This window comes from Gordonia sp. JH63, from assembly GCF_009856645.1.
GTDB lineage: Bacteria > Actinomycetota > Actinomycetes > Mycobacteriales > Mycobacteriaceae > Gordonia > Gordonia hongkongensis.
The window spans coordinates 4,087,950-4,100,088 of the sequence record NZ_CP047235.1 but is presented as its reverse complement, the minus strand read 5'-3'; the positions used below and the strand labels follow the sequence as shown (position 1 = coordinate 4,100,088).

Annotated in this window: 12 protein-coding genes; 4 read left to right on the top strand and 8 right to left on the bottom strand. The window is 68.8% G+C overall.

Annotation, left to right across the window (positions count from 1 at the left end):
• Positions 1 to 12: 12 nt before the first annotated feature.
• The 3 genes from GR168_RS18210 to GR168_RS18200 are packed head-to-tail and all read right to left on the bottom strand — an operon-like array spanning position 13 to position 2,668.
• A complete protein-coding gene (locus GR168_RS18210) occupies positions 13 to 927 on the bottom strand; it encodes an amidohydrolase family protein (RefSeq protein ID WP_058252415.1) in 915 nt (304 codons plus the stop codon).
• Positions 928 to 971: 44 nt separating this feature from the next.
• A complete protein-coding gene (locus tag GR168_RS18205) occupies positions 972 to 2,027 on the bottom strand; it encodes an alcohol dehydrogenase catalytic domain-containing protein (RefSeq protein ID WP_078114122.1) in 1,056 nt (351 codons plus the stop codon).
• Complete coding sequence (locus tag GR168_RS18200) at positions 2,027 to 2,668, bottom strand: PaaI family thioesterase (RefSeq protein ID WP_078114121.1); 642 nt, start codon at positions 2,666 to 2,668, stop codon at positions 2,027 to 2,029. The genes GR168_RS18205 and GR168_RS18200 overlap by 1 nt, the downstream gene beginning before the upstream one ends.
• Positions 2,669 to 2,864: 196 nt before the next feature.
• Between GR168_RS18200 and GR168_RS18195 the strand changes: the two genes are divergently transcribed.
• The 4 genes from GR168_RS18195 to GR168_RS18180 are packed head-to-tail and all read left to right on the top strand — an operon-like array spanning position 2,865 to position 7,961.
• On the top strand, positions 2,865 to 3,662 hold the full coding sequence (locus GR168_RS18195) for a lysophospholipid acyltransferase family protein (protein WP_058252413.1): 798 nt from the start codon (positions 2,865 to 2,867) through the stop codon (positions 3,660 to 3,662).
• A gap of 16 nt (positions 3,663 to 3,678) precedes the next feature.
• A complete protein-coding gene (locus GR168_RS18190; RefSeq protein WP_058252412.1) occupies positions 3,679 to 5,331 on the top strand; it encodes an AMP-binding protein in 1,653 nt (550 codons plus the stop codon).
• A 3-nt stretch (positions 5,332 to 5,334) separates the two neighbouring features.
• A complete protein-coding gene (locus GR168_RS18185; RefSeq protein WP_058252411.1) occupies positions 5,335 to 6,792 on the top strand; it encodes a wax ester/triacylglycerol synthase domain-containing protein in 1,458 nt (485 codons plus the stop codon).
• A complete protein-coding gene (locus tag GR168_RS18180; RefSeq protein ID WP_065629695.1) occupies positions 6,789 to 7,961 on the top strand; it encodes an alpha/beta hydrolase family protein in 1,173 nt (390 codons plus the stop codon). Before GR168_RS18185 ends, GR168_RS18180 begins: the two co-directional genes overlap by 4 nt.
• A 212-nt stretch (positions 7,962 to 8,173) precedes the next feature.
• On the opposite strand, the gene GR168_RS18175 is transcribed toward GR168_RS18180, so the two are convergent.
• Genes GR168_RS18175 through GR168_RS18155 form a run of 5 tightly spaced genes read right to left on the bottom strand, consistent with a single transcriptional unit; the run spans position 8,174 to position 12,136 of the window.
• Entirely contained in the window at positions 8,174 to 8,323 is a 150-nt protein-coding gene (locus GR168_RS18175; protein WP_231742467.1) for a hypothetical protein, read from the bottom strand.
• Positions 8,320 to 9,354 carry an NrtA/SsuA/CpmA family ABC transporter substrate-binding protein gene (locus GR168_RS18170; protein WP_058252409.1) on the bottom strand — a complete coding sequence of 345 codons (1,035 nt, stop codon included), beginning with the start codon at positions 9,352 to 9,354 and terminating at the stop codon, positions 8,320 to 8,322. Before GR168_RS18170 ends, GR168_RS18175 begins: the two co-directional genes overlap by 4 nt.
• 46 nt (positions 9,355 to 9,400) lie before the next feature.
• Entirely contained in the window at positions 9,401 to 9,751 is a 351-nt protein-coding gene (locus GR168_RS18165; protein ID WP_058252408.1) for a ferredoxin family protein, read from the bottom strand.
• Entirely contained in the window at positions 9,748 to 11,370 is a 1,623-nt protein-coding gene (locus tag GR168_RS18160; protein ID WP_058252407.1) for an FAD-binding protein, read from the bottom strand. Before GR168_RS18160 ends, GR168_RS18165 begins: the two co-directional genes overlap by 4 nt.
• Positions 11,363 to 12,136: an ABC transporter ATP-binding protein gene (locus GR168_RS18155; protein WP_159371376.1), complete on the bottom strand. Its 774-nt coding sequence runs from the start codon at positions 12,134 to 12,136 to the stop codon at positions 11,363 to 11,365. The genes GR168_RS18160 and GR168_RS18155 overlap by 8 nt, the downstream gene beginning before the upstream one ends.
• Positions 12,137 to 12,139 lie beyond the last annotated feature (3 nt).

Below are 12,139 nucleotides of genomic sequence, written 5' to 3'. Positions count from 1 at the left end.
CGCTCGCCCCGGTCAGCCGATCCCGAAGAGTCTGGAGCCGTTGCGGTAGAACACGTCTCGGAGCCACTCGGCCCCGAGGTCGAGGCGGATGATCGCCTCGAGGGCGTGGGTGTAGCCGTAGGGGATGTTCGGGAAGTCGCTGCCGAACAGGATCTTGTCGCCGGCGTCGGCCAGTCGCGGCAGGTAGTCCGACGGGAACGGGGCGTCCTCTTCGGCGAAGTCGGTGAACGCCATCGTGGTGTCCAGGCGCACGTTGGGGTACTCCAACGCGAGGTCGAGGAACGCGGTGTACTCGGGCATCCCCATGTGCGCGACGATCAGCGGCAACGACGGAAACCGGTGCAGCAGTTCGCGGATGGGGTCGGGTCCGGTGTACGTCCCCGGGGCGGGCCCGGAACCGCAGTGGATGATGACCGGGACCTGGGAGTCGGCGATCTGCGACCACACCCCGTCGAGCAGCGAATCCGTCGGGGCGAAGTCGCCGACCTGGATGTGGCATTTGAAGACCTGCGTGCCGGCTTGGATGGCGCGGGAGACGTAGGTGTGGGCGGACTCCTCGGGATAGAACGTCGCCGTGTGCAGACAGTCGTCGTGGTTGGCGGCGAAGTCGTGCGCCCAGCCGTTCAGCCACTCGGCCATGTTCGGTTTGTGTGGATAGACCAGGGACGAGTAGGCCCGCACCCCGAAGTCGCGCAGGGTGGCGACGCGGACGTCCTCGTCGGCGCGGTAGGTGATCGGCCACTCCCGTCCGACCAACGGCCCGACGGAATCGAAATAAGCCCACACCTTGTCCATCACCGGTCGCGGCATGAAGTGGGTGTGGACGTCGACGATGCCCGGCAGGCCCAGCTCGGCAGAGATCGCGCGCACCTGCCGCGCCTCGTCGGTGCTGAACGGCTCGGGGGCTTCGGGGACGGCACTGTTCACCCGAGTGACCGTACGCCGGTTGCGCGGGCGTCCGCGAGTGCCGTTCAGCCGACCGTGGACACCCCGGGCGCGATCAGCACCTTGCGGTGGTCATTGGGCGCCGAGAGCTCGCGGACGACGCGATCGGTCTCGTCGAGCCCCACGATCCCGCTGACCAGCGTCGACGACCCGATCACGCCCTTGTTCAACTCCGCTGCGGCGGTGTCGAACTCGCGCTTGGTGTAGTAGGAGACGAAGTGCATGGTGATCTCCTTGACGACTCCGGCCACCGGCATGAACGTGTCCGGGCTCAAGCAGACGCCCGCGATGACCACTGTGCCGTGGGTCGCGACCGCGTCGAGGGCGGACGCGATCATCCCCGGCTTGCCCACGCACTCGACGACCACGTCGAAGCCCGATTCGACCTGGGCGGGGAGTTCGTCCGGAGCGCACGCCGCGGACGCGCCGAGATCGAGTGCGGCCGCGCGCCTGCCCGGCGACGGGTCCGAACACACGAGTTCGGTGGCCACGCCGCGGGAGAGCCAGTGCAACGCCGCGAGGCCGACGGGACCGGCGCCGAGGACCAGCACCCGGTCGCCGGGCCGGACGGACGCGCGGGTGACAGCGTGCAGACCCACCGCCAGCGGCTCGACCAGCGCGCCGTCGACCGGGTCGATGTCGTCGAGCAGGACACTCTCGGCGGCGCCGACCACTGCGAACTCGGCGAGTCCGCCGGGCAGGACGCCGAGTCCCAGGGTGCGCGCCGACGGGCAGCGGGCGACGTCACCGGTGAGACAGGCGCGGCACCGGTGGCATCCGATGACCGGCATGGCGGCCACGGCATCGCCGACCCGGAAGGCGTGGGGGACGTCCGGGTCCGCGGGCCCGATGCCGACGACCTCGCCGGCGAACTCGTGGCCCATGATCGTGCCGGCCGGGAGCAGCGGCGCGGTCGACAGGTCGGAACCGCAGATCCCGTTCGCCGCGACCCGCAGAACGAGTTCGCCGGGCCCCGGTGTCGGATCCGGACGGTGCTCGACGACGAATCCGCCTGGGCCGAACTCTCCTGGGCCGGACTCTCCGGGGCCAAGCTCTCCGGGGGCGGTCACCGCGGCTCGCATCAGCCCGCCGACCAGCGCACCGACGGGACATCGACCGCGGAGCGGGGCACGATGAACACCCCTTCGGCGTCGCAGGTGACCCCGTCGGCGTCGGAGATCGTGCCCCGGACGATGCGTTTGCGTCCGCTGTGCTCGGTCACCGACGCCTGCGCGACCAGTGCGCCCAGGGGCGTCGGTCGCCCGTACCGGACGGTGAGGGTGCCGGTGTAGCACGGCCCCTCGACACTGGCCGCGTTGCCGAGGACGTGATCGAGGACCATCGCGCACACCCCGCCGTGCACCTGACCGGGCGGCCCCTCGTAGGCCGCTCCCAGCGTGAACTCACTGCGGACCCCGTCGGCGTCATGCACGACGTCGAGCGGTGGCGCGAGCGCGTTGCGCACGCCGATGACCGCATTTCCCCAGGCCATTCCGGTGTTCTCGCGCGTGTGTCGCACCCCGAAGGCCCCGTCCATCTGGCTTCTCCGCAAGTCGGCCACCACCTCGGCAATCCGTCGGCGTGCTTCTTCGAGGTCGTCCTCGGCGACCTCGGTGCGGATCACCGCGTCGACGAGGTCCCGGACGGTGTCGGTGAGAGGGGTGTAGACCGCGCGGCGACGCGCGACCTCCGCTTCGGAGATGTCCTCCAGGATGAAGTCCATAAGGCTACCGATCAGTCAGTTGTGGCATGGGTAACGAAGTGTGGCGACGCAAAGTAGAACGTGTTCTAATTTAACCACTAGAACGTGTTCTCATTTTGCGGTTCCGAGGACATCGACCCCGGTCGGACATCTGGCTCCGACCGATCCAGCGGTGATCCGCGCGAACCGCGAAATCGATCCCACAGGAGATGGACCGATGAGTGCCGAGACCTTCGACCTCACCGCACGCGACGAGACCTGGGTGAAGCGGGTGCTGCCCGTGCTCAAGCTCGTGGCCAAGACCTACTTCCGCTCCGAGGTCCGGGGCATGGACAAGGTGCCCGACGGCGGTGCCCTCCTCGTGTCCAACCACTCGGGCGGTCTGATGGCCTTCGACGTCCCGGTGATCAGCGTGGCCTTTGCCGACGAGTTCGGGGCGGACCGGCCGTTGTACACCCTGGCCCACGACCTCATCTTCACCGGATCGGGCAAACAGATCTTCGGAAAGGTCGGGTTCCTGCCGGCTCACCCGAAGAACGCGGTCGCCGCCCTGCGGTCCGGCGCGGCCACCATCGTGTTCCCCGGCGGGGAGTGGGAGGCGCTGCGGCCGAGCAGCCAGAGCGCGACGATCGACTTCCACGGTCGGACCGGGTACATCCGCACCGCACTCGAGGCGGGCGTCCCGATCGTCCCGATCGTCACCATCGGGGGCCAGGAGACGCAGCTGTTCCTCAACCGCGGTGACACGCTGGCCCGGATACTGCGGCTCGACAAGCTGATCCGCACCGACACCGCTCCGTTCGCGCTCGGCTTCCCGTTCGGTCTGACCGCGCACCTCCCGCCGAACATCCCGTTGCCGTCGAAGCTGGTCACCGAGGTTCTCGACCCGATCGACATCACCGCCGAGTTCGGCAACAACCCCGAACACGACGAGGTGGACCAGATGGTCCGCAAACGCATGCAGCACGCACTGGACGACCTCGCCCGCAAGCGCCGATTCCCGGTCATCGGCTGATCACCAGGAGACGACGATGATCTCGCAACTCCGCGATCGCGTCACCACACAGATGTGGCTCGTTCGCACCCTCGTCCGCAGCGGCTTTCTCGGTTCGCTTCGGGTCGATCGCTATGTCCGCATGGGGCTCAACCTCCGTCGGCACGGCGGTGCCTCGCCGGTGAGCGGGATCGGCCTCGCCGCGGCGCGCGATCCCGACGGACTCGCCCTCATCGACGAGGCGGGACAACTCACCTGGCGCGAGCTCGATGCCCGCTGTGACGCGCTCGCCGTCGGTCTGCGCGATCTACCCGGCACGACCGTCGGCACCGTCGCCATCCTTTGCCGCAACCACCGCGGTCTCATCGAGGCGCTCGCCGCGACGTCCCGGCTCGGTGCCGACGCGGTACTCCTCAACACCGGGTTCGCCGGACCCCAGCTCGCCGACGTCCTCGAACGTGAACAGGCAGACGTGCTCATCGCCGACGACGAGTTCGACACCGTCGTCGAGGCCGCGGCGCAACGACTTCCGGAACTGCGGCGCATCCGTGCATGGACGGAGTACGAGTCGTCGCAAGGTGTCACCGTCAACGGACTGATCGGCGCGAATCGCGGCGCGCGACCCGCGCGGCCCGATCGTGCCGGCCGGATCGTGTTGCTGACCTCGGGAACCACCGGAACGCCCAAGGGTGCGCGCCGAGGCGGAAGCACCGACGTGGCGTCCCTCGCCGCGATGCTCGACCGGATTCCCTGGCGCGCAGGCGAGTCCATCGTCATCGCGGCCCCGGTCTTCCACGCATGGGGTTTCGGGCAGGTGGCCATCGCGGCGACGATGACGTGCACTATGATCATGCGCCGTCGCTTCGATCCCGTGGCGACGCTCGACATGGTCCGCGACCACGGGGCCACCGGCCTCGCCGTGGTTCCGGTGATGCTCGAACGCATCACGGACCTCCCCGACGACGTCCTCGACGACCACCCGATGCCGACACTGCGCTTCGCCACCGCGAGCGGATCGCGGATGCGCTCCGACGCTCTCGTCGCATTCCTGGACCGGTACGGCGACGTGGTCTACAACAGCTACAACGCCACCGAGGCGGGTCTCATCACCACCGCCACCCCAACCGATCTGCGCACCGCGCCGGAGACCGCCGGGCGGCCGCTCGCGGGTACGAGTGTTCGCATCCTGGACGACGACGACCGCGAGGTCCCCGTCGGCGAGGTCGGGCGCATCGTGGTCGCGAACAACTCCGGGTTCGACGGTTACACCAGCTCGGACACCAAGGCATTCAGCGACGGACACATGGTGTCGGGCGATGTCGGCCGCTTCGACGAGAACGGGCTGCTGTTCGTCGTCGGCCGCGACGACGAGATGATCGTCTCCGGTGGGGAGAACGTGTATCCCCTCGAGGTCGAGTTGGTCATCGGGGCTCTCGACGAGGTGGTCGAGGTCGCGGTGACCGGGGTCGACGACGACAGGTTCGGCCAGCGTCTCGTCGCCCATGTGGTGCGAGCACCGGAGGCCGAGATCGGCGCCGAGGACATCCAGCGGCACGTGCGAGAACAGCTCGCCGGGTTCAAGGTCCCCCGCGACGTCCACTTCCTCGACGAACTGCCGCGCAATGCCACCGGCAAGATCCTCAAACGCGAACTCCCGTCCGCCCCGTCGACCGAACGAAAGGTGAGCTGAATCATGCACGCTGTCAAGCAGATCGACCGCTCCACCGGTGTTCTGGACGCCGAACGGATGTCCGGTCCCGACGCGCTGATGCTGAACATGGAATCGGCGTCGACCCCGATGCACACACTGAAGGTCGCGGTGCTCGACACCTCCCGTCGTGGCCGGCCCCTCGATCTCACCGAGATCGCCGACGTCCTGCCCGACTACCTCGGCATGTTCCCGCGCGCGACCCAGCGGCTCGCGTGGGCTCGCGGACACGGCGCCCGTCCCTTCTGGGTGCACGACAACGACTTCGACGTGCGCCGGCACCTGGACGAGCGTTCCGCCGCCGCACCGGGGGGACGTGCCGAGCTGGACGCGATCCTGTCCGAGCTCGCCGTCCGGCAACTCGATCGGAGTCGGCCGCTCTGGGGACTGACCCTCGTGCACGGTCTCGCCGGTGGGCGGCAGGCGGTCGTCGTCCGCGTCCATCACGCCGTCGCCGACGGTCTCGCCGCACTCAACACGTTCATGGCCGCGACCGCCGGTCCGGATGAGCGGGTCGAGCAGGCGCCGATCTCCGCGACCCGCATCGAGCACGACGACGACGAGCTCACGCGCGCAGCGCGTTCGGAATCCTGGCGTATGGTTCGTCGCCTGCCGTCGGCAGCGTCGGCACTGGCGCGTGCGGTTGTCGCGAAACGCCGGGCCGGCGATGCCGAACTCATCCCGAAACCCCTGACGGTCCGTCGGACGAGTTTCAACGCCCGCAGCGGCGCCGAACGCGTGTGTGCGTCCGGCGACATCCCGCTCGCCGCCGTCCAGCGACTCGCGCTGGCCACCGGAAACACCGTGAACGGGGCTCTGCACGGTGTCATCGCCGGTGCGATCCGGGCGGAACTCATCGCTCGCGGCGAGGAGCCGGGAGTGTCGGTCTCGATCTTCGGGGTATGCAAGGACCTGGCCTCCACCCGTGTGCACGGCAACGAGATCGCCACCGCGATGGCCTATCTCAGGTCGGATCTGGCCGACCCGATCGAGCGGATCGCGGCCACCGGTGAGAGCTGCGCGGCGACTGTTCGATGCCGGCGCGAGGTCGGCTTCGATCTCACCGACGCGCTGGCCACCTACACCGGACGGCTCGGCCCGACCTTCCGCGGTCTGGCCGCGAATCGCGCGCCGCTGGTGATGAACAACATCACCACCGCCAACATGCCGGGTCCGCGCACCACGCGGTGGGTCGGGGACATCGAGGTCGTCGACTGGATCTCGTTCGCGCTGGCCATCGCACCCGCCGACGTCAACCTCACCACCTACAGCTATGCCGGCAGGCTCAGCATGGGCCTCATCGCGACACCGGAGTCGATGCCCGACCCGGCCGGCTTCTTGCGGCGGGTGGCCGACGCGGTCGCCGAGGCCGCCGATGCGCTCGGACGGACGACCGCCGACGAGGACGAGAACAGTACCGCGATGGCGCAGGAGGCGAGTTGATCGACTGGGAGTCGGGAGCAGCACGACTGGGGTTGTTCGCGAAAGTGCTGCCCCGTGCGATCGGCAGTTCGCGTGCGGCCGGCCGCGGGGATCCCGCGACGGGCGTCCCGCCGGCGGACTGCGGTCCGCGGATGGTCGGGGAGACCGCCGTCGACGAGCTGTTCATCGCGGTCAACTCGGTGATCCGGGACATCCCGCCGATCGACTTCGTGGAAGACTGCGTCGACCGATGTGTCGGTGTCGCAGATGAACTGGCTGCCCTCGGTCCGTCGCGAGTCCACCTCGACCCCGGCCCACCCGGCATCGTCTCCCGCAACCGGAAGACCTTCGGGACCACCTCGTTCGATCACATCGACTACTCGGTGGCGGTGCCGCTCCCGGAATCGATCGCCGCGGCCGACCCCTACGCCGACGGGATCGCCTCGGTGCGGGTGCTGTCACGACGACGCGCCGGTCGCCGTTGGTTGATCTGGGTCCACGGGGCGGCTCAGGGTCGGGCCGACGATCTCTACGCGTTCCGCGCGGCCAACCTGTACAACAAGCTCGGTTACGACGTGGTCTTCCCCGTTCTTCCGGCCCACGGCTCGCGGCGAGTCGAGAAGGTGGCCTATCCGGGGTTCGATCCACTGGTCAACACCGTCATCACCATCCGGGCGATCGCCGAGATCCGTTCGCTCATCACGTGGATCGAGAGTCAGGAACCCGCCGACATCGCGATCGCGGGCACGTCGCTCGGCGGACCGATCGCCGCGATGGTCGCCTCGATGGACCCCCGTATCAGCTCGGTGCTCGCCGTCGTGCCGATGCTGCAGATGCATGCCACCCTGGCTCATCACATGGAGCGCGGCGGGTCCAAGGGGCGCCATCTCGCGTCGTTGATGCGGAGCGATCCGGTTCGTGCGGTCTCGTCGGTCATCAACCCGCTGGCGGTGGAACCCTTTCCGACGCCTGAGCGGCGAATGGTGGTCGCGGCGCTCAACGACCGGGTGACCTCCGTGACCGCCGCCCAGCAGCTACACAATCACTGGGGTGGGAAAGTCCATTGGTACTCCGGTAGCCATGTCGGACACGCCATCTCGGGCAGTATCCGACAGGCCACCGACGAATTCCTCCGCGCCGCCCCGCCCCCGCGGTTCGACAGCGAACCGGGCCTGCGGTCGCTGATGTGAGGCAGCGCTGACCTCTTCTGCTCCCTAATCCGAAAGAACGCCCTGTCCCTGCTCCCTGAGCAGCGCCCGGAGCTTGCGGAGGGCGCGTCACGAAGGGTCTTCGCAACCCGACTCACCAGGACCCTTCGTGACGGCCTCCGCAAGCTCCGGCCTCCTCAGGGAGCAGTAGTTGGGCTCGCACCTCAGGGGGGTGGGTTCGTTTCGCTCGCATCTCACGGGGTGCTGTGATACCCCAGTTCCTCCGCGCGTCGAACCAGTGCGAGATTGCGTTCCCAGGATGCGTCGACCGGGTCGTCGGGATGGTGTGCCGACGCCCAGGTGCCGTACACATTGGTCCACACCCCGAACCGGGGCCCGGTCACGAGTTCGCTCCCGTCGCGGGACGCTGCAGCCAGGAGTCGAGTTCGAAGTCTTCTTCGATGCTGCCCTGCTCGACCAGGAAAGCCTTGGTGCCGGTGAGCAATTCGACGGCGCGGGCCGGGAACGGCTCCTCGGAGTAGCCCTCGGGGTTGGCGGCGGCACGGACGGCGGCTTCGGGTGCCTTGGAGTTGCCGAGCTCGAACTGGAGGTACTCCTCCCAGTTCGCCTTCGCGTAGCGGACCGACGACGCGTGCAATTGCTGCCACGTCGCGGCGAAGTCCGGGTTCTTCTCCAGGAACTGGTCACTGCTGACCGTCACGCTGGTGCCGGCCAGATCGGGATGGTCCCGGTAGACCGAGTCGACCAGGTGAAATCCCTTGCCTTCGAAGGTCTGCAGCGCCACCGACGGGATGACGCCGGGCAGCGCCGCTCCGTCGATCTCACCGGAGTTCAACGGTGCCTCCTGATCGGCCGGATACAGGTGGATCAGGTTGGCGGTGATGCCCTGTTCGGCCAGTGCGCCTTGCAGATAGCGGTCGATGTAGGACCCCTTCGGCACACCGATGTTCTTGCCCGCCAGGTCGGCCAGCGAGCGGATCGACGGGTCTTTGGCCACCACGCCGGCATCGTTGTCGAACTGGTTGATCGACAGCAGGCGGGTTTGTAGTCCCGAGCCGCGGGCGACCAGCGCCGGGGTGTCACCGTAGCTCGCCACGTCGAGGCGTCCGCCGATGAGCGCTTGATTGAGATCGGGCCCGTTCGGGAAGTTGAAGACCTCGACGTTGTTGACACCGAGCGGGGCGAAGGCCTCGAGGAGTTCCCCGCGACTGTGGGCGAAGCCGACCGGACCGGCGATCACGTTGCTCGAGCCGATGACGCCGATCCGGAGTGTGTCGATGACCTCGCGCTGCGCCGACGACGCGTCGTCGGAACCGCACGCGGCCACCGCTGCGATTGCCACGCCCGCCGACAAGAGGGCGAGGGCGCGTCTGATCCGGCGCAGCGGTGATCCGAAAGATGATGTGGTGGGCATGATTTCTCTGTTCTGGCGATCTGAAGGGATGAACGGGGTGAGCCGGTCAGTCGGCGTGTTGCTCGACGAGCCGGGGTGGCGGGTCTCCATGCGGGATCGGGGGCCCGACCGCGGTGAGGCTTCCTGGTGCGCGCCCCTTGCCCCAGCCGAGCCGCTCCCGGTAGCTGCCGATCAGCTCGAGCGGCAACGATTCTCGGGTGCCGAGTGGGGACGACTCCGGGCTGACGTAGAGAGCGTCGGTGGGGCAGTACGCCTCGCACATGAAGCAGGTCTGGCAGTCGGACTGCCGTGCGATGACCGGTACGCCGTCGGGTCCGGTGTCGAAGACGTTGGTGGGACAGGCATTCACGCATTTGTCGCAGGCGATACACGCCGACGCGACGACGAGCTCGATCACGCGGGAATCCTGACGGCGAGCCGAGGGGCCGGGTCTGGCCGGCGGACAGCCGATCCGGGTGCGGCGACCCAGACATCGCCGAGTCCGCCGGTGCGGACGTGATCGCCCAGCGCCGGGTCGAGCTCGGGGTGGTCGGCGCGCTTGCTCATCCCGCGGGATTCGGTGCGGGCGAGTGCGGATCGGTAGATCCACCGTCCGACCGCGGTGATCGCAGCCGCCTCCCGCGCGCGGACGCGCCCCGCCGGTGTGCGGGCGCCGTAGGCCGGGCCGGAGACCTCATCCCACAGCGAGTCCAGGGCGTTCAGCGCCGGACCCATACGGTCGCCGTGACGCAGGTAGTTCTTCTCGAAGGGGATCAGTTCGCCCTGTGCGGCGGTCACCACCTCGTCGGGTGTGATCCCGCTCCGGGCGGAGTCCAATCCGACGGTGCCGGCGCCCGAGAGCCGATCGAGTGGGGATGCCCCGCCCGCGTCGCGGGCCGCTCGTGCCGCTGCAGTGCCTGCGAAACCGCCCGACGACATCGCCCAGGCGGAGTTGTGGCTGCCGCCGCCGGTGAAGCCACCGCAGATCCGCTCGCGGGTGGCGGCGTCGCCGGCCGCGTAGAGACCCGGGACGCCGGTCCAGCAGTCCGCGTCGACGATGTCGATGCCACCGGTTCCGCGAACGGTGCCCTCGGCGAGGAGATCGACCTCGAACCGGTCGGTGAACGGGTTGATGCCCCGGCGGTCGAACTGGAGGAAGAAGTTGGGTTGACCCTGGCGCATCTGTGCCGCCACTCGCTCATCGGCCCGGTCCAGCTGTGCGTAGACCTTCTCCTGCAGCAGAGTCCGTGCGATCACCGACCGCCCCTTCGTCGATCCCGCACCCTCGACGATGCGTCCGTCGGCGTGGAAGAAGGTGGCGTAGCCGTAGTACGCGGTCTTGGTCACCGTGGAGCCCTTCGGCACGATCGCGTACGCGTTGGCGAACTCCATCCCGGAGAACGAGGCACCCACCTCCGCCGCCATCAGTGCGCCGTCGCCGGTGTCGACGTTGCTGCCCAGTGCCTTGGACAGGAACGCACATCCGCCCGTCGCCACGACGACGGCGCCGGCCGAGATCCGGAAGTCCCGGCCTGTCTGCCGCTGGTGTCCGGCGGCGCCCCGCACGGCGCCCTGGCTGTCGGTGAGGAGTTGCAGGACAGGGGAGTGATCGAGGATCTGTACACCGCGGCGCCGGACCCACGCGCGCATGCGACGCATGTACTCCGGGCCCTGGACACCGGTGCGGATGGGCTCCCCGGTGTGCTCGTCGATCGGGAACGGGTAGCGACCCTCGGTGCCCAGCCGGTGCATGTTCGCGTAGGTCCTGTCGAGAACCCGGTCCATCCAGGCGTGGTCCGCGAGATACCCACCGAGCGCTTCGCGACTCGCCTTCGCCGCCGAGCGCTTGTCCGGGTCCGGGACGACGTACCAGACCCCGGTCCCGGCCGGGGCCGTCGTACCCGACGCACCGCAGTAACCCTTGTCCACGACGATCACCTCGGCTCCGGCGTCGCGAGCGTGGATGGCGGCCCAGGTCGCGGCGGGACCACCGCCGATCACCAGCACGTCCGTGGACAGGGTCAGTACGTCAGACATGGGTGAACTCCCGGGTTGTCGTTGTCGGTGTCGTTGTGGGGCCGGTGGATTCGGCGTCGGTTCCGCCGACGCCGAGCCCGGCGAGCAGTTGTGAACGGAGGGCGACGAATTCGGGATCGGTGACCTGGCGTGGGCGAGGTAGATCCACGACGATCTCCTGTGCGATCCGGCCGGCCCGCAGGATCAGCGCGCGATCCGCGAGCAGAAGGGCTTCCTCGACGTCGTGCGTCACCAGCAGTGTTGCCGGACGGTGCGCTTCCCACAACCGGGCCACCAGGCGTTGGGCATTGATCCGGGTCAGGGCGTCGAGCGCGCCGAACGGTTCGTCGAGCAACAGCAGGTCGGGCTCCCGGACGAGTGCGCGTGCCAGCGCGGTGCGCTGGGCCTCGCCACCCGAGAGCGTGGACGGCCAGGCGCCGGACTTGGCCGCCAGCCCCACCTCGTCGAGTGCGCGGAGCGCGCGGGCCTCGGTGTCACCGCCGCGCAACCCGAGCGCGACGTTGCGCCACACCGACATCCAGGGCATGAGTCGGTGCTCCTGGAACACGATGGCCTTGGCCGAGGGTGCCTCGATCGTGCCGGTGAAACCGCGGTCGAGCCCGCCGATCCCCCGGAGCAGGGTGCTCTTCCCGGAACCACTCGCTCCGAGCAGCGCGACGAACTCGCCCCGGGCGATGGTCAGATCCACGCGGTCGAGAACCCGCCGGCCGTCGAACTCGCGCCCGGCGCCGAGGACGCGGACACCGTCGATTCGATCTGCGGACATTCC

What these genes read in the sequence shown, in the direction of transcription:
- GR168_RS18205 (WP_078114122.1), bottom strand. Translation starts at nt 2,027, where the DNA reads ATGCGAGCCGCGGTGACCGCCCCCGGAGAGCTTGGCCCCGGAGAGTCC.
- GR168_RS18200 (WP_078114121.1), bottom strand. Translation starts at nt 2,668, where the DNA reads ATGGACTTCATCCTGGAGGACATCTCCGAAGCGGAGGTCGCGCGTCGC.
- GR168_RS18195 (WP_058252413.1), top strand. Translation starts at nt 2,865, where the DNA reads ATGAGTGCCGAGACCTTCGACCTCACCGCACGCGACGAGACCTGGGTG.
- GR168_RS18190 (WP_058252412.1), top strand. Translation starts at nt 3,679, where the DNA reads ATGATCTCGCAACTCCGCGATCGCGTCACCACACAGATGTGGCTCGTT.
- GR168_RS18185 (WP_058252411.1), top strand. Translation starts at nt 5,335, where the DNA reads ATGCACGCTGTCAAGCAGATCGACCGCTCCACCGGTGTTCTGGACGCC.
- GR168_RS18170 (WP_058252409.1), bottom strand. Translation starts at nt 9,354, where the DNA reads ATGCCCACCACATCATCTTTCGGATCACCGCTGCGCCGGATCAGACGC.
- GR168_RS18160 (WP_058252407.1), bottom strand. Translation starts at nt 11,370, where the DNA reads ATGTCTGACGTACTGACCCTGTCCACGGACGTGCTGGTGATCGGCGGT.
- GR168_RS18155 (WP_159371376.1), bottom strand. Translation starts at nt 12,136, where the DNA reads ATGTCCGCAGATCGAATCGACGGTGTCCGCGTCCTCGGCGCCGGGCGC.